At 60.3% G+C, this 19,554-nt stretch carries 16 protein-coding genes, 1 pseudogene and 1 riboswitch; of the genes and pseudogenes, 8 read left to right on the forward strand and 9 right to left on the reverse strand.

Annotated features, from left to right (window positions below):
* Positions 1-133: 133 nt before the first annotated feature.
* Positions 134-880, forward strand: coding sequence for a DUF3298 domain-containing protein (locus J3P95_RS22845; protein ID WP_434558919.1), 747 nt, complete (start codon positions 134-136; stop codon positions 878-880).
* On the opposite strand, the gene cytX is transcribed toward J3P95_RS22845, so the two are convergent.
* Positions 849-2,129 (reverse strand): putative hydroxymethylpyrimidine transporter CytX, encoded by a 1,281-nt coding sequence (gene cytX / locus J3P95_RS22850; protein WP_434579568.1) that lies wholly within the window; start codon positions 2,127-2,129, stop codon positions 849-851. The two genes, J3P95_RS22845 and cytX, sit on opposite strands and share 32 nt — an antisense overlap.
* 24 nt (positions 2,130-2,153) lie before the next feature.
* Here cytX and J3P95_RS22855 point away from each other — a divergent pair, with 24 nt between their 5' ends.
* Positions 2,154-2,459 carry a hypothetical protein gene (locus J3P95_RS22855; protein ID WP_434579567.1) on the forward strand — a complete coding sequence of 102 codons (306 nt, stop codon included), beginning with the start codon at positions 2,154-2,156 and terminating at the stop codon, positions 2,457-2,459.
* On the opposite strand, the gene thiC is transcribed toward J3P95_RS22855, so the two are convergent.
* Complete coding sequence (gene thiC, locus J3P95_RS22860) at positions 2,422-4,311, reverse strand: phosphomethylpyrimidine synthase ThiC (protein WP_434579566.1); 1,890 nt, start codon at positions 4,309-4,311, stop codon at positions 2,422-2,424. The genes J3P95_RS22855 and thiC overlap by 38 nt on opposite strands.
* A gap of 174 nt (positions 4,312-4,485) precedes the next feature.
* A riboswitch (TPP riboswitch) is annotated at positions 4,486-4,591 on the reverse strand.
* A 172-nt stretch (positions 4,592-4,763) separates the two neighbouring features.
* On the opposite strand from thiC, the gene J3P95_RS22865 reads away from it, so the two are divergent.
* A complete protein-coding gene (locus tag J3P95_RS22865) occupies positions 4,764-6,203 on the forward strand; it encodes a TolC family outer membrane protein (RefSeq protein ID WP_434579565.1) in 1,440 nt (479 codons plus the stop codon).
* 155 nt (positions 6,204-6,358) lie between these two features.
* Here the strand turns inward: J3P95_RS22865 and waaA are convergent, their stop codons facing one another.
* Both waaA and J3P95_RS22875 read right to left on the reverse strand, forming a co-directional pair.
* Positions 6,359-7,633 carry a lipid IV(A) 3-deoxy-D-manno-octulosonic acid transferase gene (gene waaA / locus J3P95_RS22870; protein ID WP_434579564.1) on the reverse strand — a complete coding sequence of 425 codons (1,275 nt, stop codon included), beginning with the start codon at positions 7,631-7,633 and terminating at the stop codon, positions 6,359-6,361.
* A gap of 22 nt (positions 7,634-7,655) precedes the next feature.
* Positions 7,656-8,546 (reverse strand): LysR family transcriptional regulator, encoded by an 891-nt coding sequence (locus J3P95_RS22875; protein ID WP_434579563.1) that lies wholly within the window; start codon positions 8,544-8,546, stop codon positions 7,656-7,658.
* Positions 8,547-8,647: 101 nt separating this feature from the next.
* Between J3P95_RS22875 and J3P95_RS22880 the strand changes: the two genes are divergently transcribed.
* From J3P95_RS22880 to J3P95_RS22895, 4 genes are all read left to right on the forward strand, one after another.
* Positions 8,648-8,980 (forward strand): DMT family transporter, encoded by a 333-nt coding sequence (locus tag J3P95_RS22880; protein ID WP_186611848.1) that lies wholly within the window; start codon positions 8,648-8,650, stop codon positions 8,978-8,980.
* A gap of 110 nt (positions 8,981-9,090) precedes the next feature.
* Entirely contained in the window at positions 9,091-10,266 is a 1,176-nt protein-coding gene (locus J3P95_RS22885; protein WP_434579562.1) for an NAD(P)/FAD-dependent oxidoreductase, read from the forward strand.
* Positions 10,263-11,075, forward strand: a complete 813-nt coding sequence (locus J3P95_RS22890; protein ID WP_434579561.1) for an aldo/keto reductase — start codon at positions 10,263-10,265, stop codon at positions 11,073-11,075. Before J3P95_RS22885 ends, J3P95_RS22890 begins: the two co-directional genes overlap by 4 nt.
* A gap of 34 nt (positions 11,076-11,109) precedes the next feature.
* Positions 11,110-12,075, forward strand: coding sequence for a metal ABC transporter ATPase (locus J3P95_RS22895; protein ID WP_434558935.1), 966 nt, complete (start codon positions 11,110-11,112; stop codon positions 12,073-12,075).
* 1 nt (position 12,076) lies between these two features.
* Here the strand turns inward: J3P95_RS22895 and J3P95_RS22900 are convergent, their stop codons facing one another.
* From J3P95_RS22900 to J3P95_RS22915, 4 genes and pseudogenes are all read right to left on the reverse strand, one after another.
* Positions 12,077-12,883, reverse strand: a complete 807-nt coding sequence (locus tag J3P95_RS22900) for a hypothetical protein (RefSeq protein ID WP_434558937.1) — start codon at positions 12,881-12,883, stop codon at positions 12,077-12,079.
* A gap of 210 nt (positions 12,884-13,093) precedes the next feature.
* The gene (gene hldE / locus J3P95_RS22905) at positions 13,094-14,515 is read right to left on the reverse strand and encodes a bifunctional D-glycero-beta-D-manno-heptose-7-phosphate kinase/D-glycero-beta-D-manno-heptose 1-phosphate adenylyltransferase HldE (protein ID WP_434558939.1); all 1,422 of its coding nucleotides are present in this window, start codon (positions 14,513-14,515) and stop codon (positions 13,094-13,096) included.
* A 175-nt stretch (positions 14,516-14,690) separates the two neighbouring features.
* Positions 14,691-16,496, reverse strand: coding sequence for a lipid A export permease/ATP-binding protein MsbA (msbA, locus tag J3P95_RS22910; protein ID WP_434558941.1), 1,806 nt, complete (start codon positions 16,494-16,496; stop codon positions 14,691-14,693).
* A 14-nt stretch (positions 16,497-16,510) separates the two neighbouring features.
* Positions 16,511-17,682: pseudogene (locus J3P95_RS22915) on the reverse strand (O-antigen ligase family protein).
* Between the two features lie 105 nt (positions 17,683-17,787).
* Here J3P95_RS22915 and J3P95_RS22920 point away from each other — a divergent pair.
* A complete protein-coding gene (locus J3P95_RS22920; RefSeq protein WP_434563941.1) occupies positions 17,788-18,399 on the forward strand; it encodes a toluene tolerance protein in 612 nt (203 codons plus the stop codon).
* On the opposite strand, the gene J3P95_RS22925 is transcribed toward J3P95_RS22920, so the two are convergent.
* The gene (locus J3P95_RS22925) at positions 18,379-19,482 is read right to left on the reverse strand and encodes a glycosyltransferase (RefSeq protein WP_434558943.1); all 1,104 of its coding nucleotides are present in this window, start codon (positions 19,480-19,482) and stop codon (positions 18,379-18,381) included. The two genes, J3P95_RS22920 and J3P95_RS22925, sit on opposite strands and share 21 nt — an antisense overlap.
* Positions 19,483-19,554: the final 72 nt, after the last annotated feature.

Raw genomic sequence — 19,554 nt, forward strand, 5'->3', positions numbered from 1 at the left:
AGCCCCTTTCCATTCATCGAGATAGACGGCAGGAGGTGAAACAACTCTAATGAGCTTAGTGGCGAACTGATTGCCCTGCTGACAGTCGAAGCGGGTAACTTTTTGCCTTTTCCCTGTTTCACGAAGGACGCCCATGTCGCTTTTCAAGATTGCTTCGCTGGCCGCCATTGCCCTGACCCTGGGCGCTTGCCAAAGCCTGTTCCAGCCCAATTACCGCGCACCGCTGGAGACCACTCGCGATGCGTCGGAGCAGCTGCAGCCTGGCTGCGCCAGTGCCGACTGCCCGCTGGTCAATATCGACACCTTGCGCTTTCCCGCCGAGCCCGCGCTGGACAGCATCATCGAGAAACGCTTGCTGCAAATGACCCGCACCTCACCGGACGCTCCGGCAGCGCCGACGCTGGCGGCCTATCGCGAACAGTTTTTGCGCACCGCCGCACCGCGCAACAGCAGCTATTTGCAGGCCAAGGTACGCGAGCAACATGACGGCCTGGTGATCATCGAACTGTCCAGCTACCTGGACACCGGCGGTGCGCACGGCACACCGGGGCGCGGCTTCATCAACTATTCGCGCCCGCAACACAAAGTGCTGACGCTGTCGGACATGCTGCTGCCGGGCCAGGAAGAAGCGTTCTGGAAAGCCGCCCAGGTCGCCCACAACAGTTGGCTGATCAGCACCAAGCTGGATCAGGAACCCGAGTTCCTCAAGCAGTGGTCCTTCCAGAAAACCCCACACATCGCGCTGACCTACGGCGGGGTGATCCTCAAGTACGAAGTGAGCACCATCGCGCCGTACGCCCTGGGCCACATCGAGTTGAAGATCGCCTATCCACGCCTCAACGGCATCCTCAAGCCCGAGCTGTTTCCCGGCCGTAGTTGAAAGCCCGACCCAACAGCAGTTGCAGCAACCCTGCCAGGATCAACGACGGCAGGGTCGCGCCAATGTCCGGATAGAAATTGGCCAGCAAGTGATACGTGCTCACCCCACCCAGCCAAGCCAACAATGCCGGCCAGCGCAACGCGGCTGATCCCACTTGGCTGCTGCGTTTACGCAGGATGAAGTGATCCACCAACACCACGCCGAACAATGGCGCGAACACCGAGCCGATCAGCAACAGGAAGTTCTGGTACTGCGCCAACGGCGCGAAGCAGGCGATCAAGGTGCAGATGACGCCAATCGCCAAGGCCAGGTGCTCGACCTTCAACCCTGACAGCATGCCGCTGGACACCGCCGCCGAGTGGATGTCGGCGAAGGCGTTTTCCGACTCGTCCAACAGAATCAGCAGCAGTGGGATGCCCAGTCCGGCGCCGGCCAGGGCCAGCAGCAATGCGTTGACTTCGCCGCTCGGCGCGAATGCCAGAGTGTAGGCGACGCCCAGGCTCATCAGCCAGAAGTTACCGATGAAGAAGCCCACGGCCGTACCGCCGAAGACATTCTTGGCGCGTTTGCCGAAGCGCGAGTAGTCGGCGATCAGCGGCAACCAAGACAGCGGCATCGCAATGGCGATGTCGAACCCCACCGCCAGCGGCATCGAGCCGTCGCCCGCCTGGGCCCAGAGTGCCGCCAGGTCAGCCTTGGCGAACAGGTTCCAAGTCAGCCAGATGCACGCGGCCAACAGCAGCCAGATGCCCCATTTACGCAGGACCTTGCGCACAAAGGTCAGCGGCCCGCTGACGGCAAGCAGGGTCGCCAGGGCGCCGAAAAACAGCGTCCACAGCAGCGGGTTCGAGCCCAGGCTGCCTTCGCTGAAGGCCCGGGCGCCGAGCAGGCTGGCGGCGTCGCGCATGACAATGATTTCGAACGAGCCCCAACCGATCAGTTGCAACAGGTTCAACACCGCCGGCACGCTCGCACCCTTGCCACCCAGGCTCAGCTTGAGGGCGGCCATGGCCGACAGGCCGGTGTCACTGCCGATCACCCCGACCGCCGCCAGCAACAGGACGCCCACCAGCGTACCGAGGAATATCGCCAGCAACGAACCACTCAGGCCCAGGCCCGGCGCGAGCAAGGCGCCGACCTGCAAGACCATCAGGCCGATACCGAGGGAGAACCACAGGGAAAACAGATCGCGGGCGCCGAAGACGCGTTTGTCGGTGGGGACCGCGATGTCGGGGGAATAGGTGTTCAAGAGAAGGATCTCGGTGAGAACGGGTTGCAAGCTTCAAGCTGCAAGCCTCAAGAAAAAGCAGATCGCGCTTTTGCTTCTAACTTGCAGCTTGCCGCTTGGAGCTTGCCGCTTAAAAAGGGTTACAAGCTGCAAGCTGCAAGCCTCAAGAAAAAGCAGGTCGCGCTTTTGCTTCTAACTTGCAGCTTGCCGCTTGGAGCTTGCCGCTTAAAAAGGGTTACAAGCTGCAAGCCTCAAGAAAAAGCAGGTCGCGCTTTTGCTTCTAACTTGCAGCTTGCCGCTTGGAGCTTGCCGCTTAAACTTTCTTATAAAGCTGACTACCTTCCTGCTTGAACCGCTCAGCCTGCTCCGCCAGGCCCTGGGCGACATCGACATCCACCGCTTCAATGCGCTGGTTGGCCGCGTACTCGCGCACTTCCTGGGTGATTTTCATCGAGCAGAATTTCGGCCCGCACATCGAGCAGAAATGCGCCACCTTGGCCGAGTCCTTCGGCAGGGTTTCGTCGTGGTACGAACGGGCGGTGTCCGGGTCCAGGCCGAGGTTGAACTGGTCTTCCCAGCGGAACTCGAAACGCGCCTTGCTCAAGGCGTTGTCGCGGATCTGCGCGCCGGGATGGCCTTTCGCGAGATCGGCAGCATGCGCGGCGATCTTGTAGGTGATGATCCCGGTCTTGACGTCATCCTTGTTCGGCAAGCCGAGGTGTTCCTTGGGCGTGACGTAGCAAAGCATGGCGCAACCGAACCAGCCGATCATCGCCGCGCCGATACCGGAGGTGATGTGGTCGTAGCCCGGCGCGATGTCGGTGGTCAGCGGGCCGAGGGTGTAGAACGGCGCCTCGTCGCAGCACTCGAGCTGCTTGTCCATGTTCTCCTTGATCAACTGCATCGGCACGTGGCCGGGGCCTTCGATCATGCATTGCACGTCGTGCTTCCAGGCGATCTTGGTCAGCTCGCCGAGGGTTTCCAGCTCGCCGAATTGCGCTGCGTCGTTGGCGTCGGCAATCGAGCCCGGACGCAGGCCATCGCCCAGCGAGAAGCTGACGTCGTAGGCCTTCATGATTTCGCAGATGTCTTCGAAGTGGGTGTAGAGGAAGTTTTCCTTGTGATGCGCCAGGCACCACTTGGCCATGATCGAGCCGCCACGGGACACGATACCGGTCACCCGTTTGGCGGTCAGCGGCACATAGCGCAACAGCACGCCGGCGTGGATGGTGAAGTAGTCGACGCCCTGCTCGGCCTGTTCGATGAGCGTGTCGCGAAACAGCTCCCAGGTCAGGTCTTCGGCGGCCCCGCCGACTTTTTCCAGGGCTTGGTAGATCGGCACGGTGCCGATCGGCACGGGCGAGTTGCGGATGATCCACTCGCGGGTTTCATGGATGTGCTTGCCGGTGGACAGGTCCATGACCGTGTCCGAACCCCAGCGGATGCCCCAGGTCAGCTTCGCCACTTCTTCTTCGATGGACGAACCCAGCGCGCTGTTGCCGATGTTGCCGTTGATCTTCACCAGGAAGTTACGGCCGATGATCATCGGTTCCAATTCAGTGTGGTTGATGTTGGCCGGGATGATCGCGCGGCCACGGGCGATTTCATCGCGCACGAATTCCGGGGTGATGACTTTCGGCACGCTGGCGCCGAAGCTGTGGCCGGCGTGTTGCTGGTCCAGCAGGCCGGCGGCACGGGCCACTTCCAGCTTCATGTTTTCGCGGATGGCGACGTATTCCATCTCGGCGGTGATGATGCCTTTGCGCGCATAGTGCATCTGGCTGACGTTGGCACCTGGCTTGGCGCGACGCGGGTTGTTCACGTGGGCGAAGCGCAGTTTGGTCAGTTCGGGGTCGGCCAGGCGTTCCTGGCCGAAGTTGGAGCTCAGGCCGGCCAGGCGCTCGGTGTCGCCACGGGCTTCGATCCACGACGAACGCACATCGGCCAAGCCCTTGCGTACGTCAATGATTACGTTCGGGTCGGTATAGGGCCCCGAGGTGTCGTATACCACCACCGGCGCGTTGATTTCGCCGCCGAAGTCGGTCGGGGTCACGTCGAGGCTGATTTCGCGCATGGGCACGCGAATATCCGGGCGACTGCCCTGGACGTAGACTTTTTGCGAGCGGGTAAACGGTTGGACCGATTGCTGATCGACCTGGGCCGATTCACTGAGGTTGGTCGCGTTTTTTGGTTTTATCGTCATCACGGGCTCTCCAGACACACATCCAGGCAGTGGATTTTTGTCGGAGCGAACCTGTAACGAATGGACGCGTCCTTGCACGAAAGTGCGGACGCTGTGCTTGCTGCTCGAGCATGTTCGAGGATCGAAAGTCGATATCGAACAACATCCCGGACGAAGCACAAGAGGACTCGCCGGGTGACGAGAAATCTTGTTCCCTACGCAGGCGCTAACCTGATCAGGTTCAACGGGATCCGAAATTATTCGATCTCAGCCTCATAGCAAGGCACCCCGACAAGAACGTGACCAGTCTAGACACAACCACGAGAGAACGCCATCGCCAGGGCAAAAGGCGTGATGAATGGCGTATATACAGGATTGTTGCCGTGCCCAGGCGCAACTACACTCGCTACGCCGCGCGGCTTAATAGCGCACTCTCATTGTGAATTCTCATTTTACGAACTAGGGATAGCCTCATGCTGCGCAAACTTTCACTGGCCCTGGCCGTGTCTTGTGCGTCCAACGCAATGGCCTGGGCCGCCGAAGCGCCTTTAACCACCAAAACCGACCTGGTAAGCGTGTATCAGGAAGCGGTGGACAACAACGCCGACCTGGCCGCTGCCCGCGCCCAGTATGGCGCCCAGAAGGAAGTGGTGCCCCAGGCCCGCGCCGGGTTGCTGCCCAATCTGTCCGGCGGAGCTGAAGTCGCCAACGTGCGCACCGATATCGACCAGCCTGCGGCGGTAGCCAATCGCAGCGCCCGCTCATATCAGGCCACCCTCTCGCAACCGCTGTTTCGTGCCGACCGCTGGTTCCAGTTCCAAGCCGCGAAATCGGTGAACGAACAAGCCTCGCTGCAATTGTCGGCGACCGAACAAAACCTGATCCTGCAAAGCGCCGAAAGCTATTTCAATGTGCTGCGCAGCCAGGACAACCTGGCCTCGACCAAGGCCGAGGAAGCGGCGTTCAAGCGCCAGCTCGACCAATCCAACGAACGCTTCGACGTCGGGCTGTCGGACAAGACCGATGTGCTGCAATCCCAGGCCAGCTACGACACGGCACGCGCCAACCGGATCCTGGCGCAGCGCCAGGTCGACGATGCGTTCGAAGCGCTGATCACCTTGACCAATCGCCAGTACAACTCGCTCCAGGGCGTCGTCCACACCCTGCCGATCCTGCCGCCGGCGCCCAATGACGCCAAGGCCTGGGTCGACACCGCCGCCAAGCAAAACCTGAACCTGTTGGCCAGCAACTATGCTGTGACGGCCGCCGAAGACACCTTGCGCCAACGCAAAGCCGGGCATGCGCCGACGCTGGATGCGGTGGCGAGGTACGAAAAAGGTGACAACGACGCCCTGGGCTTCAGCAACCCGAACGCATTAGGTCGGTCATATAGCGGCGACGTCGAACAGCGCACACTGGCCCTGCAATTGAGCATTCCGATCTACAGCGGCGGGTTGACCAGCTCCCAGGTGCGCGAGTCCTACTCGCAACTCACCCAGACCGAGCAGCAGCGCGAAGGCCTGCGCCGGCAGGTGGTGGAGAACACCCGTAACCTGCACCGTGCGGTGAATACCGATGTGGAGCAGGTCCAGGCCCGGCGCCAGTCGATCATTTCCAACCAGAGCGCGGTGGAAGCCACGGAAATCGGCTACCAGGTCGGCACCCGCAACATCGTCGATGTGCTGGATGCCCAGCGTCAGCTGTACACCTCGGTGCGCAACTACAACAACGCCCGGTATGACTACATCCTGGATAACCTGCGTCTCAAGCAGGCCGCCGGCACCTTGAGCCCGGAAGACCTGCAGGCCCTGTCACGCTACCTCAAGCCCGACTACAACCCGGACAAGGACTTTTTGCCGCCGGACCTGGCCCAGGCCGCCGCCCAACAATTGCGCGCTCGGCCGGCGCAGTAACACACCTGCGACGAATCCCGTGGCGAGGGAGCTTGCTCCCGCTGGCCTGCGAAGCAGGCCCAGAACCCGTCACCGCGTTCTGCCAGCCAGAACTGTAGCGCCGATTTGCGGCTGCTTCGCAGCCGAGCGGGAGCAAGCTCCCTCGCCACAAAAGCTCAACCCACCAACCGCCCCAACCCATCCAGCAAACGCTGCAACGCGCCCTGGTTGCTGCGCATCACTTTCAGCCCAGCCTCGGCCATGCGCTGGGCGTCGCGGGGCAGTTCGAACAGACGCTGTACCGCCAGGGCCAGGCTTTCGGCATCATCGACTTCCTGCAACGCCCCGGCCGTACGCAGTTGCGCGGCGATTTCAAGAAAATTGAACAGGTGCGGTCCACTGAGCACCGGTTTTGCCAGCGCCGCCGGTTCGAGCAGATTGTGCCCGCCGTTGGGCACCAGGCTGCCGCCGACAAAAGCGCTGTCGGCCAACGCGTAGAGAAACAGCAGTTCGCCCATGGTGTCGCCCAGCAGCACCGAGGTTTGCGCGGTGACCGGTTGGGCGCTGGAACGCCGGACCGTGGCAAATCCTTCGCACTCACACAACTGCACCACCGAATCGAACCGTTCCGGGTGCCGCGGCACCAGGATCAACAACGCATCGGGATAACTGGCCAGCAACCGCCGGTGAGCGTCGAGCACCACTTCATCCTCACCCTCGTGAGTGCTGGCGGCGATCCACACCGGGCGATCTACCGCTTGCCATTGCTGGCGCAAGGTACTGGCGCTTTCCAGCAGTTGCGGGTCGATGGTCAGGTCGAATTTGATGGAACCGGTCACCTCGACGGTGTCCGTACGGGCGCCCAACTGGCGAAACCGCTCGGCCTCGGCTTCGGTCTGCACGGCGAAGAGGCTCATTTCAACAAGCATCGGCCGGGTCAGCTTGGGGAAACGTGCATAGCCGCGCGCCGATCGCTCCGACAGCCGTGCGTTGGCCAACGCCACGGGGATGCCGCGCCTGGCGCATTGGTGAATGTGGTTGGGCCACAGCTCGGTTTCCATGATCACCGCCAGTTTCGGGCGAACCTGGTCGAGAAAACGCTTGGCCGCGCAAGGCAGATCATAAGGCAGGTAACAGTGCTGGAGCCGCGGTTCATCGGCGAACAGCGCCTGGATCCGCTCCGAACCGGTGGGCGTCATGCACGTCACGGTGATCGGCAGCTGGGGATAACGTTGCAGCAAGGCGCGGATCATCGGCGCGGCGGCAATGCTCTCGCCCACCGACACCGCGTGGACCCAAATGCCGCCAGGCCTCATCGCCGGCAAGCCCCAAGCGAAGCGCTCGCCGATGCGTAGGGCATACGCCGGCGCCTTGCGCGCCCGCAGCCAGAGCCGAATCGCTACCAGTGGCAGCCCCAGATAAAACAATGCGCTATAGAGAGTTCTGTTCATGGCGGCGGAGTTTATCGGTTTTTCAGCCGATCGCCTGCAACTGCACGGCAAAACGTTCCGCCAGCCAACGGGCCGCCGGTCCCAAGGGTTCGTCGCGGCGCCAGACCAGTTCCACCACCAACGCCGGCGGGGTCCATTCGCTGCTGAGTTCGACCATCTCCCCCAGGTAGGCCGGGTATTGCACCACATGTTGTGGCAACCACGCCCAGCCCAGGCCACACCTCAGCCATTCGGCCAGCACATAAAAGCTGTCGGCTCGCCAGACCTGCGGGCTGGCCTGCTCACTGCCCGGATAGACGCTCGACTGGGTCGCCATCAACAACTGGCGGTGCCGGGCCATTTCCCGGCAGGTGACATAAGCGTGGTGCGCCAGTGGATGATTCCTTCCGCATACGGTGACCATCTCGACGCTGCCCAGTACCCGGCGTTCCAGCGCCTCGGGGATCTGGTCGTGATAGAACAGCAAGCCAAGATCGGCGCGACGTTCCACCAGTTTGCGCGCCACATCGCCTTGGGCGGCGCTGGCCAGTTGCACTTCGAGCGTAGGGAATTGCTTGGCGAGTGCCGCCAGGCTATCGATCACCGGCTGATAGGGCATGGCCTCGTCCTGGGCCAGGCGCAGCGACGCTTCCTGTCCGCGCATCAGAGCCAGGGCACGACCATTCAGGCGTTCACACTGGCGCAAAACTTCCCTGGCCTCTTCCAGCAGCGCCTCGCCAGCATTGGTAAGCCTGGGCTGGCGGCCACTGCTGCGCTCGAACAGGCTCACCCCCAAGTCGACCTCCAACAAGGCAATTGCGCTGCTGATGGCCGACTGGGCTTTGCGCTGGTCCCGAGCCACGGCGGAAAACGAGCGCTTCTCGGCGACCTCGACGAACAACCGCAGCTGCTCAAGATTCCATTGAACGTTCATGGTCGACCTATCTCTATCTCAGATAGGTAATGACTTTACCGCATCTGCGCGATCTCTAGAATGGCCGCAACGAAACACGTAACAGTCAAAGAGGACAGCCTATGAACGCCTACTACTACCTGGCCATCGCCATTTGCGCCGAAGTGATCGCCACCGTTTCAATGAAAGCGGTCAAAGGCCTGAGCACCCCGCTGCCCTTGCTGCTGGTCGTCGCCGGTTACGGCATCGCGTTCTGGATGCTGACGCTGGTGGTACGCACCGTACCGGTGGGCGTGGCCTACGCAGTCTGGGCCGGGATGGGCATCGTCATGGTCAGCGTCGCGGCGCTGTTCATCTATGGGCAGAAACTGGACGTGCCGGCCATTCTGGGGATGGCGTTGATTGTGTTGGGAGTGGTGGTGATCCAGCTGTTTTCCAAGACTGCAGGGCACTGAAGCAGTACAAGCTCCAAGCCTTGAGCTGCAAGCAGAAGCGATACCCTCTCGCTTGTAACTTGCAGCTTGAAGCTTGAAACTTGCCGCTTCATTCCCTCCGAGGTCGCTGCATGCCATCCGTTATTTCCACCGACGTCCTGATTGTCGGCGCCGGAGTCGCCGGCCTCTGGCTGAACGCGCGCTTGCGCCGCCTGGGGTTTTCAACCGTGCTGGTGGAAAGCGCCAGCCTCGGCGGCGGGCAGAGCGTCAAATCCCAGGGTATCATCCATGGCGGCGCGAAGTACGCACTGCACGGAGCCCTGACCGGCGCCTCGGAAGCCATCGCCGACATGCCACTGCGTTGGCGCGAGGCCTTGAAGGGGGACGGTGAGCTGGACCTGTCCGGCGTGCGTTTGTTGTCCGACGCCCATTACCTCTGGTCCCCCGGCACCTTGGCCGGCAACCTCACCAGTTTCTTCGCCAGCAAGGCCGTGCGCGGACGCGTCGACCAGGTCAAGGGCGAGCAACTGCCGCCAGCCCTGCAGGACAAGCGCTTCAAGGGCAAGGTCTATCGCCTGGCCGAGCTGGTGGTGGATGTCCCCAGCCTGATCGCTCGCCTGGCGGAGTTGGCCGGCGACAGCCTGCTGGCCGGACAGCACATCGAGCCGTTGCGCAACGAAAGCCAGTGGGTCGGCCTGAAGGTCGATGATCGCGAGATCCGCGCCCAACGCATCGTGCTTAGCGCTGGCGGTGGCACCGCCAACCTGCTCGCCGCCCTTGGCCTTGACCAGCCAGCCATGCAAACCCGACCGCTGCACATGGTCTTGGCCAAGGGGCCGGGCCTCAAGCCGCTTTATGCCCATTGCCTGGGCGGCGGACCGAAGCCGCGCGTCACCGTGACCACCCATCCGGCCGCCGATGGCCAGTGGGTCTGGTACTTGGGTGGCGATCTCGCTGAAGGCGATGCCGTCGCCCGCGAGCCCGCCGCGCAGATTGCCGTGGCCCAGAAAGAACTCGGCCAGTTGCTGCCGTGGATAGACCTCAGCACCGCGCAATGGGCAACATTGCGGGTCGACCGCGCCGAACCGCTGCAATCGGGCCTGACCCGACCCGACAACGCCTTTCTCGCCGAACAGGATCGCCTGCTGGTGGGCTGGCCGACCAAGCTGGCCCTGGCCCCGGATTTCGCTGATCGGGTGATTACCGCGCTGCAACGCGATGGCATCCAACCCAGCCACCCCGCCCCGCTCCCGGAGCTGCCAAAGCCCCCGATGGGCATACCCGCGTGGGAGCAATTGCTGCCATGAGCCAACCGACACTGCACGACCTGCGTCGTCCGCTGGGCCATAACGGCCCGATGGTTTCGCCCCTGGGCCTGGGCACGGTCAAGCTCGGACGCGACCAAGGCGTCAAATACCCAAATGGCTTCCGAATCCCGGATGACAGCGAAGCGGGCATGTTGCTCAAGCTGGCGCGCGACCTTGGTATCAATCTGATCGATACCGCGCCGGCCTATGGCCGCAGCGAAGAACGTCTTGGGCCGCTGCTGCGCGGCCAGCGTCACGACTGGGTGATCGTCAGCAAGGTCGGCGAAGAGTTCAGCGACGGCCAATCGCACCATGACTTCAGCGCTGCCCATACGCGGTTCTCGGTAGAGCGCAGCCTCAAGCGCCTGGAAACTGAGTATATCGATCTCGTGCTGGTGCACTCGGACGGCAATGACCTGGCGATCCTCGATGACAGCGAAGTCTACCCAACCCTGGCGGCGCTCAAGCGCGAGGGCAAGATCGGCGGCTACGGGTTCTCCGGCAAGACCGTGGACGGTGGTTTGAAAGCGTTGGAGCAAGGCGACTGCGCGATGGTCACCTACAATCTGAACGAACGAAGCGAAAAGGCTGTCATTGACTACGCCAGCGAGCACGGCAAGGCGATCCTGGTGAAAAAAGCCCTAGCCAGCGGTCATGTCTGCCTGAGCCCCGGGGAGGACCCGGTTCGTGCGAGCTTCGAACTGTTGTTTGAGCACCCAGGGGTTGCCAGTGCTATTGTCGGCACGATTGATCCGCTGCACCTGGCCCATAACGTCGCGACCGTAGCCCGCGTCCTGCGTCAAAACTGAAGCCGCCTCGCGCGGCCATAAGGAAGGAGCCGACATGCCGCGTACGCTCATCAGAAAGAACCCGAGCAACTTCAAGACCCTGCCCCTTTTCGTCGAAGCAACGCCTGAAGGCCTGACGTACCAGAGCGTGGGGATGCCGCTCAACTTCGCCCAGACCTTGCAACGCCGCAAACCCGTCACGGTGGACGACGCCGAGCGCTTTTCCCTGGAGCTGGCGAACCTCGGCGTCTCGGTGCGCCTGACCCTGCATTGGCAAAATCGCGATTATTGGGTGCTCGTGCGTCAACGCCGCCAGGATCGCGGCGATGTGGTCCTCAAGTTGATTTCTGGTTACGTCCCGGCCCATGAATTGAACCTGCCGCTGCTTACCGCCATCAACGAAATTGCCGAAGAATGCCTGCTGGAAACCCCTGAGGGCTGGCTCGGCGGACGTTTCAACGACACTTGGTTGCCCGCGCCGTATTCAAGCGCCCTGCATTACCGTGAAGCCTTGCCGTTTCGCCTGGCTCCGCTCTCCGGTTCGGCCCGCCCAGTGCGTTGTGCCAATCTGCAATTGATCGAACGCCCGAGGGCCTACGTGCATTTGCCCACGGCATCGCTGCAGCTGATTTATGACTTGCGCCTGGACGTGCCCAAGGAAGCCAAATCCCTGAGCCTGTTTCATGTCGATGAACGTCTGGAAGGCGATCAACTGGTGGCGCGCCTGGACCGCAAGCGTCCCGACCTTTACCTGATGCCGCTCGAAGACGGAAAGCCGATCGGTGAGCTCTATACGCTTAAACGCGATCGACTGGTAGCAGCCAGCACCCGAGGTTTGCACTTGGCTGAGAGCTTCGCCAGCCAAGAGGGCTGGGTGGTACGCGACGAACGCATCCGCTGGAAAGACTGGCTTGTCAAACAAGGCCTGAAGGCTCCGGCTCCACATCGCCAAGGCTTCAAAGACTTGCACAAGAAAACCATGGGCTTGATGCGCATGGTTCGTGAGACGTTACACAAATAGGTCAGATGGAAGAGCGCTTATCGAGGTAGGTCCGCCACTGCGCGTACAGACGAAAGTAACGATTCTCGCGCTTGCCCATGCCGCGTTTGGAGGAGAACGACTCTTCCGCAAAATCGCCATTGATCCGTACGCGTGATGCCGTGGTTGGCAGGGTGAAGACCTTGATATGCGCCTGCTGCAGCGCAAATTTGAGTAACCGTTCGGAATGCAACTTTCTGCCGGTCATCTCACAAAAATCGAAAATACGCTCGATCCGCGAGCCATAGGCACGGTAGGCGTCACGCCCGCAGATCGAAAATCGGTCATTCAGGCCGTTCCACCATTGCCAGTCCGGAATATAGGCATTCAACCTGCGAGCTTCGGGGCGAGCAAACACATAGCTTGGAAGCGCCGTGTGGAAGAAGATGTCGGGGCGTACGAACACGACGAAATCCGGATCAAACGGCTCCATCATAGCCGTGACGCTGTTAAGGGAGTTGAGTTGATAAATCAGGTTTCTGAGCGACACATGCTGATCCCCCCATGTATCACCAAGCGCCTTGACCCTCTCAAAGTCCCACCGTTCCAGAACACCCTCGATAGAATCGAGTCGACCCATCATCGTACTGAACGGCGAATAGTTGTCCGCATCCAGTTTGCCTTGTTCACCGGAGCGCGGATTGTGAACTTCATCGATTTTGTACAAATGGTAAAAACACTGCACTTCGCTCCCGGCTGGGATTTGTGCAAGAACATTTTTTTCAATGGACGGGAAACAGACTTCCGAATTCCTTGGGATACCAAAAAATGCCAGCGCAACTTTCAACACGCGTCCCGCCCCTACCCTGATAAATAATTCGCGCCAGCAATAACACGCTAGGTTGCCGGACCTCTTCAACGCAACTGTACGTTCACTACCGACAACATGACGCTCGCAAGTGGGTTACTGCCTAACGAACGAAACAATGCTCACGAGCGGGCCAGGCGACGGGAAAGGTGCGTGCCATACCGCGCTTTCCAAAAGCCTCAGCTAAAGACATCACCGGCCACGAATCTTTTCGACGATTGCTGTCGTCGAGCTGTTTTCCACCAGCCCCAGCACTTTCACCGCGCCGCCATAGGCCGCAACGATGTCGGCGCCCACAACTTGGTCGACGCCATAATCGCCACCCTTGACCAACACATCAGGCTTGACCTGGCGAAGCAGACTTTCCGGCGTGCCTTCGCTGAAACTGATGACCCAGTCCACCGCGCCAAGGCCGGCCAGGACCGCCATGCGTCGATCAACGCTGTTGATCGGCCGGCCTGGCCCTTTGAGGCGGCTCACCGACGCGTCGTCATTGACCGCGACGATCAGGCGATCGCCCTGGGCCCTGGCTTGCTCTAGGTAGGTCACATGACCGGCGTGCAGAATGTCGAAGCAACCATTGGTGAAGACGATTCTTTCGTTGTGGGCACGAGCATCGTCGACGGCCAGCAACAGTTGCTCCAGGCCCAGCACACCGCGCTCGGAGCCTTCTTCGCGTTGAATGGCGCGACGCAGCTCCGGCGCACTGATGGCCGCCGTACCCAGCTTGCCTACGACAATACCCGCCGCCAGGTTGGCCAGGGCGACCGCATGGGGCAGCTCTTCGCCGGCGGCAATCGCTGCGGCCAGGGTGGAGATCACCGTATCACCGGCACCTGTCACGTCGAACACTTCACGGGCGCGGGCCGGCAGGTGCAAGGCTGGATGATCAGGACGCAGCAGGGTCATGCCGTGCTCGCCACGGGTGACCAGCAGCGCTCCGAGATCCAGGTCATGCATCAGCTGGGCGCCTTTACTCACCAGCTCGTGCTCATCGGCGCAACCACCGACGATGGTTTCGAATTCGCTGAGGTTCGGGGTAATCAGGCTCGCGCCACGGTAGATGGAAAAATCCTTGCCCTTGGGATCGGCCAATACGGGAATACGGCGGGCACGAGCAGCCTGGATCAGCATCTGATGGTTCTTCAACGCGCCTTTGCCGTAGTCCGACAACACCAGGACCTTGATACCGTCGAGCAGGTTTTCGACCTCGGCGCCAAGGGACAGCGGGTCGGTGGCGAACGGTTCTTCGAAATCGATTCGCAGCAGTTGCTGATGACGGCTGATGACTCGCAGCTTGACGATGGTCGGCTGGTGCGCAATGCGCTGGAAGATCGCCCGCACGCCAGCGCCTTCAAGGCTGTTGGCGAGGCTCTCCGCAGCTTCATCGTCGCCGGTCACGCCTACCAGCGAGGCCGGCGCGCCGAGGGCAGCAATGTTCAGGGCAACGTTGGCGGCGCCGCCGGGACGGTCCTCGATGTGCTCCACCCTGACCACAGGTACCGGCGCCTCGGGGGAAATCCGTGATGTACCGCCATGCCAGTAGCGGTCGAGCATGACATCGCCGACCACCAATACAGGGGCTTGATCGAATCGCGGCATGGACAACTTCATGGAGCATCCCACATACAAAATGAACAGGGGCGCGATATTAGCACAGGGTTGAGATAGGCTCTTCCATGGCTGTAACACGAAGCATTAGCCGCGCCTTCATTATTAGTTTTGCACCAACGCCGTCATGTAGTCACCGGCCAGGGCCAGCTCCAACTCGCTAGCCTTTGGCTCGTATTCAGGCGATGTCCTGGGCGGGGGCATCCAACCCCATAGCGTGAAGACGCGCGTAGTAGCCGTTTTGCGCGAGAAGTTCGCCATGGGTGCCGCGCTCCACGATACGCCCTTGGTCCATGACCAGGATCAGGTCGGCTTTTTCGATCGTGGACAGGCGATGAGCGATGACCAAGGTCGTGCGGCCTTTCATGACTTGGTCCAGCGCGGCCTGGATATGCCGCTCGGATTCAGTGTCCAGCGCTGAAGTCGCCTCATCGAGTATCAGCAGCGGCGCGTTTTTCAACAACGCCCGGGCAATCGCCAGCCGCTGACGCTGGCCACCGGACAACAGCACGCCATTTTCGCCCACCTCGGTATCCAGGCCTTGAGGAAGCTGCTCAATGAAGTCCATGGCGTACGCGTCTCGGGCGGCTTTTTCGATATCGGCCCGTGGCGCACCGGCCAGGTCGCCATAGGCGATATTGTTGGCCACAGTATCATTGAACAATGTGACGTGCTGGGTCACTTGGGCGACATGGCGACGCAAGTTGCGCAGTCGATAGTCTTCAATTTCCACATCGTCGAGTAGGATCTGGCCGACTTCGTGATGATAAAAACGCGGGATAAGGCTGGCGAGCGTCGATTTGCCACTGCCCGAACGCCCCACCAAGGCAATCATCTGCCCAGGCGCTGCCGTGAAGCTGATGTCCTTGAGCACCTCTCGATCGGCACCTGGGTAGGTAAAACTCAGGTTGCGCACATCGAGACGGCCGCTGACGCGCTCCTGCTCTACCGTGCCGGTGTCGACTTCGGGTTCGACATCCAACTGTTCGAAGATGCTTTCCGCGCCCGCCACCCCTCTCTGGATGGTAGAGCTGACTTCTGAGAGCTGCCGAATCGGCTTGGGGAGCAAACCCGCCGCGGTGATGTAGGCCACCAGGTCACCCGCCGTCGCTTCGCCGCGCAGGAACAACACGAGGAACATCAAGGCCGCCATGGCGGTGTAGATCACCAATTGCAACATCGGCGTATAGACCGCGCTTGTGCGAGTCATGCGCAATTGCTTATCCGTATTGCCCTGGCTGGCGCTGGTAAAGCGTTTCTCTTCATACGCCTCACCGCCGAAGCTGCGCACGACGCGGTAGCCCTGGATGGTCTCGGAGGCCACGTGAGTCACGTCCCCCATGGCCACTTGGATCTTTTTGCTCTGTTTGCGAAATTTCTTGCTGGTACTGCTGACCATCACCGCAATGAGCGGCAGGATAGCCAGCATCACGAGCGTCAGCTTCCAGTTCATCCATACCAGGTAGGTAAACAGAAACACCACGGTGAGACCTTCGCGAATCACCACCTTGATGGCGTCGGTGGCCGCACCGGTGACCATGGTCACGTTGAAGGTAATTCGCGAAATGAGATGCCCTGAGTTATGAGTATCGAAGTATCGGTTGGGCAGGACCAACAGCTTGTTGAACAGCTCAACGCGCAAGTCATGCACCAACCCCAGCGAGACCCTGGCCAGGTAGTAGTTACCCAGGAACGACCCCAGGCCCTGCCAGGCAGCGATCAGGATGATCAGCAACGGCACGGCCATCAGCAGTTTCAGGTCCTGCAGATACGGCACACTGGGGAAAAGTACCGCATCGGGATTGCTCAAGCCGTCGACGAAATACTTGAGGATTCCAGCCAGCATGGGTTGGGTGGACGCGAATATCACGAAGCCCACGATACTCAGCGAGAAAATGCCTATGTAGGGTCTGACGTATCCCAGCAGCCGTAGATAGATCTTCAGGCTGGAATCCTGTTCCGCTTTAGGCGGTGCGTCACTCATCGTCGAGCTCACTGTTAGGAAGAGCGCGGGATTTTATCACAGGCATCGGGCTTGGCCGCGCCCAGGTCAAAACGCTGGCCAGGCCAATCGGCAACCAGCTTATAAACCATTCGGCACGCGGGGTTCCCGTCAGGCTCGCAGCGTCGAACTGCATCGCCAGAAGCGAGAATATCCACATGCCCAATACACCTTGCCCCAGCGGGGTCTCCTTGGTAAGCCAAGCTTCACGCAGCACAGCGAACCAGACAAGGCACCATAGCAGCAAGCCTGGCAAGCCCAGTTGAATGGCAACGTGGGCAAACAGATTATGGGCATGGTCGAATAAAATATCGCCAACGGGGACCCGATATTCACTTGCCAAACCAATGCCACCCCAGGGATGGTTGGCAATCATTTGCAGGCTCGACATAAAAATTTCGGGGCGATAGGAAGCACCACGCGCCATCACCAAGGGTTCCAGCAGCCAAAAGGTCAGCATCGCCAGCACCAGTACCGCAGCGGCGATGACGCGGGTGCGCCGGTCCCGGCGGTAAAGCGGCATGGCCAGTACGCTGAGCAACAAGGCCAGCGCCGCGCCGCGGCTTTGGCTCATGACGACAAATATCCCTAACAATGCCAAGGCCACCCCCCAAAGAATTTGCAGCCCTGTTTGACGCGGCATCCAGTGCAACATCCAGATCGCCGCCAGCCCGGCCACGTATGCTCCAAGAATCGGATGGCCCAACTTGCCCAGCCCTTGCAGGCGCCCCGTCCATTGATGCCCTTCGATACCGTAATATTTTACAAGGCTCATCAACGCGATCAGGGCGAGCCCCAGCCCACCCCACTGCATAACGCGGATCACACGCTCCGGACGACCGTCGGCAAAGATCGTAAAGAACGACAGGAACACCATGATATAGAACAGGCGCTTTATCTCGCGGACGGGTTCGGACGCTTCGGCCCAAGCCAGGGTAATCGATGCCCAGACCGCCAGCGCGAGCAAAGGCAGATAGATAAAGCGTTGCGCACGCCACAGCTCCAGCAGGCGATTGCGGGCGGGCCAAGCGAACAGGATCGCCGGCAACCATACAAAAGCAACCAGACCCTGTTGATAGATTTTATTGGTCGGCGCCAGAGCAATGGCGAGAAAAAACCATAACAAGCCAAATGCCATCCACCCCTGAACCCAACGTAACCCTTGCATCTATCGCTCCTAAATGGCGTTCCAACCAAACTGGCATAGTGAAAACAAAAACTTTTGGGCATCATGACCGTCATGGCACCGTTCTTTAGACAAGGTTTTTCTATGATGCAGTCCTCACGGCTTTCCGAAGGCGCTTTGAATCAAATGATCGAAGGCGCCAGTATTCTGGAAACCGACAGTTACGGCCCAAAAGTCTATCTGCTGCGGGATGGAAATATCCTCAAGCTGTTTCGCCGCAAGCGGCTCATTTCTTCGGCTCTTCTACGGCCTTATTCGCAGCGATTCATTGATAATGCGGCGCGCCTGCGGGAGCTCGACGTACCGACGCTTGACGTCCAAGCTTTCTTCAAATTAGAAAAACCTGGAATAACTGCAGTCCTGTACCGACCACTCCCCGGAAAAACCTTGCGTCAATTATCGAATCAGGAAAGCTTCAGCTGGCAGCCCGTCCTTCCTGCATTGGTCGAGCTCATCCGCCAATTGCACACCAGCGGCATTTATTTCCGCTCGCTGCATCTGGGCAACATAATCGTCACACCTGAAAACAGATTGGGACTGATTGATGTGGCTGACATGCGCTTCCTGCGCTCACCGCTGCCACGTTACCTGGCACGCCGCAATTTGCAGCATTTCGCTCGTTATATTGCCCGAGAGAACCTGAACGGAAGCTTTCCAATGCAGGCATTGGAAGACGCTTTATTTCCCATCCGAGATTAATTCCCTGGCGGTCCGGCAGAAGCTCACCCACGCCTCGTCGGGTGCCAATGCTTGGTATTGCGCCGCCGACACCGCCTCGGCCCGATCCAGGGAGGCTCTGATAATCGCCTCGCTCCAGGCGACTTCGTCGCCAGCAGGCACATACCAGCCGACATCGGCCAATTGTTCACGAAACACGGCCAGATCACTGGCGAGCACCGGAATCCCAGCCAGGACCGCCTCTTGAAGAATGAGGCCAAGCCCCTCTTCAAAAGAGGGGATCATCACCCAATCGAACGCTTTGTAAAGCTTAACAACATCCTCTTGATGCCCAGCCAGCAGCACCTTCCCGGCCAAATCCGGCTTGGTCGCTCTCGCTTCCAGCGACTGGCGGGCAGGCCCTTCGCCGACTATCACCAACCGCCAGTCAGGCTGATCCAACGCCGCTATGGCAAAAGCATCCAACAGGCTGGAGAAGCCTTTTTTATCCACCAACCGCCCTATCGCACCGAATATTCGAATCCCCGCCAGAGGCAACCCCAATCGGGCACGCGCCTCTTCGCGGCTGACGAGGCGAGATCGGAATGCGACGGGGTCGAACGCACTACGCAAGGCAGTGACCGGGATGCCCAACTCATCCTGAAGCGAGGATGCCAGTGTTTCGGAGACCGCCGCCAACACCAGACGGGAGGAAGGAAAGTCGCGCAATAGCTGCCTGTTCCTGGCGTTGAATCGCGTCACGCCGTGGAAAACAACCACCACCCGAACATGCGGCAACGACTTCAGAACGGGTAACAGCGTACGAACCACACCGAGACCGTCGAGCAGCACCACCCGGGTTCCGTCATCGAGCAAAGCCCGGCGAAAACGGTGATGCATCCAGGGCTTGAGCAGACGCCAGAAGCGCCTGCCCTTGAGCCGGGCTGAAGTCAGGTTCCATTCCCGTGCCGGGCCCACATCTTCCTGACAAGCGGATGCCGAGCCTTGCAAGAGCCACGTCTTGACGGGCATCGCAGAATCGATCTGTGAAAGTATCTGACAATGGACCTTATGGACCGAAGCAAATGGCAAACCGCCTGCCCACATAACATTAACAATGCTCATTGAGCAGCAATCCTTCTAACTCGGACCGGGATCTACGCTTCGAGATACTCAATCGTTGAAAAGCAACCAACT

The sequence above is a fragment of the Pseudomonas sp. Z5-35 genome, assembly GCF_051131945.1.
Lineage (GTDB): Bacteria > Pseudomonadota > Gammaproteobacteria > Pseudomonadales > Pseudomonadaceae > Aquipseudomonas > Aquipseudomonas marvdashtae.